Annotated in this window: 2 protein-coding genes; one reads left to right on the top strand and one right to left on the bottom strand. The window is 72.6% G+C overall.

All coding sequences use genetic code 11. From position 1 onward, the window contains the following. The coding region (locus tag AC1D01_RS31245) for an SUMF1/EgtB/PvdO family nonheme iron enzyme (protein WP_477873377.1) at nucleotides 1-979 on the top strand (979 nt) is incomplete at its 5' end. A gap of 52 nt (nucleotides 980-1031) precedes the next feature. Here the strand turns inward: AC1D01_RS31245 and AC1D01_RS31250 are convergent. Next, nucleotides 1032-2197, bottom strand: a 1166-nt coding sequence (locus tag AC1D01_RS31250) for a Dyp-type peroxidase (protein ID WP_477873379.1), incomplete at its 5' end; no start/stop codon positions are given.

The following is a 2197-nucleotide window of genomic DNA, read 5'->3' on the forward strand; positions in this document are numbered from 1 at the left end:
CGAGCACTGCAACCCGCGGGCGCCGCGGCTCGCGTCGATCGAGCCGGGGGCCGATGGCTGGTTCGACGCCTCGCTGGCGCCGGTGGCCACGCGCCGCGCGCTGGCGCTGCCCGATGCGCAGGCGGTGCGCGCCTACCTGGCCGAGACGCTGGAGACCACGCTCGAGCTGCTGGAGCATGCGCACGAGGGCGATGCGGCGCTGTATTTCTTCCGTCTCGCGCTGTTCCATGAAGACGCGCATGCCGAGGGCCTGGCGGTGCTGTCGCAGCAGCTCGGCTTCGATGCCGGGCTGTGGCCCGCGCTGTCGACGCTGCCGGCGCGGCCAGCGCTGCTGTTCCCGGCGACGCGCTCGCGCATCGGCAGCGAATCGGGCGAGGGCTTCGCGTACGACAACGAGCAGCCGGCACACGACGTGACGCTGCCCGAGTTCGAGATCGACGCGCAGGCGGTGAGCTGGGCGCAGTACGGCGAGTTCGTCGAGGATGGCGGCTATGACGAAGCGCGCTGGTGGACGCCCGAGGGTTGGGCCTGGGTGCAGGCGGGCGGGCGGCGCAGCCCGCTGTATGTCGACCAGCTGCGCCAGGGCGTGCTGCAGCAGCGCTTCGGCCGGCTGGCGCGCGTGCCGCTCGGGCAGGCTGCGCTGCACCTGAGCTGGTACGAGGCCGACGCCTGGTGCCGCTGGGCCGGCCGGCGGCTGCCGACCGAGGTGGAGTGGGAGCATGCGGCGCGCGCCGGCGAATCGCGCGGCTTCCGCTGGGGCCAGGTGTGGGAATGGACGGCCGGCCGCTTCCGGCCCTACGACCATTTCGAGCCGGGGCCGGACCTCGGGCATTCGATGCCCGGCTTCGACGACCGCCACCGCGTGCTGCGCGGCGCGTCGTTCGCGACGCGCGAGCGGCTGCGGCATGCGTGCTATCGCAATTTCGAGTTGCCGGATTGCGATGTGCAGTTCACGGGGTTTCGGAGCTGCGCTGCCTAGCCCGGATGCCAATCCGGAATTCGTGGCCGTGGAACCCGGATTGGCATCCGGGCTACAAGTTCGCGAAGAACCCCAGCGACGGCGCGAAGAAATACTCCCCACCCTTCAACGTCACGAACCCGGACATCCGCTGCGACAGCGTCGGCGCCTGCGCATCCCCCCAGCCCGCATGGTGGCGGTGCTTCACCGCGCCGCCCTGGCCGGCCAGCGGGTCGATGCCGGTGTGGCCGAGCACGAAGCCCTCGTCGTTGGCCCAGTTCGCCTGCGAGAACTCGAACTGCTCGACGATGCTCGCCTGGCAGGCCATGAACAGCAGCCCGACGCCGTGCGAGGGCGCATCGCCGAAGCGCCCCTGCGCATCCTGCCGCCGCTCGCCGTACGGCATGCTGCGCCGCGCCATCAGCCGCGCACGCTCGGCCGCCGGCGCGATGCCGAATTCGCGCACCGTGTCGCCGCGCGGGTTCGTCTTGCGGATGTGGGCATGGAACGGGCACCGGAGCCCCTGCGGGTCGGCGGCGTAATCGAAATCGTTGGCCACCGGTTCCGCCAACCCGGCGTGGCCCTGCATCGCGAGCGGCGTGCCGTCGGCGAAACGGCCCACCAGCATCGCGCCGGCCAGCGCCACGTCGGCGGCCGCGCCGAGCTTGCGCAGCCCGCGTGCCAGCGCCGCCTCGRCCTGCTGGAAGGCCTGCACGTTCTGCTCGAGCTTGCGGTAGACGACGTACGAGCCGTGCGCCGCCGGATCATCGACCGCCGCGTCGCGCACCAGCACCTGCGACAGCGCGAAGCGCGGCGACCACCGCTCGCTGCCCCCGCCACGCAGTGCGTCGCGGGCGATGTCCTCCTCGATCATCAAGGGCTGGCTGCGCCCCGACACGAAACCGAAATGCTCGATGCCTTCGCCGCGGCCATTGCGCCAGCTGCGGGCGTGCTCGATGCCGAGCAGCTCGACACCCTCGCGGGGCGCCGCCGTCCAGTCGGCGAGCGCCGCCTCCACCTGCGGCGCATCGCCTGCCAGCTGCACCAGCGCGTGCACCTCGTCGCGCCAGGCCGGCTCCCAGCCGGCCTGGTCGGGGTCGCGCAGCATCGGCTGCCGGTCCTTCAGGCCTTCGATGAACGCCGGGTCCGACGGCCAGCGCCCGCGCGGCACCTGCAGTGCCCGGTAGCCGCTGGCCGACAGCAGGCACGACACGAACAGCGGCGTCTGCAGCGGCGTGC

The sequence above is a fragment of the Rhizobacter sp. P3_B12 genome, from assembly GCF_056402895.1.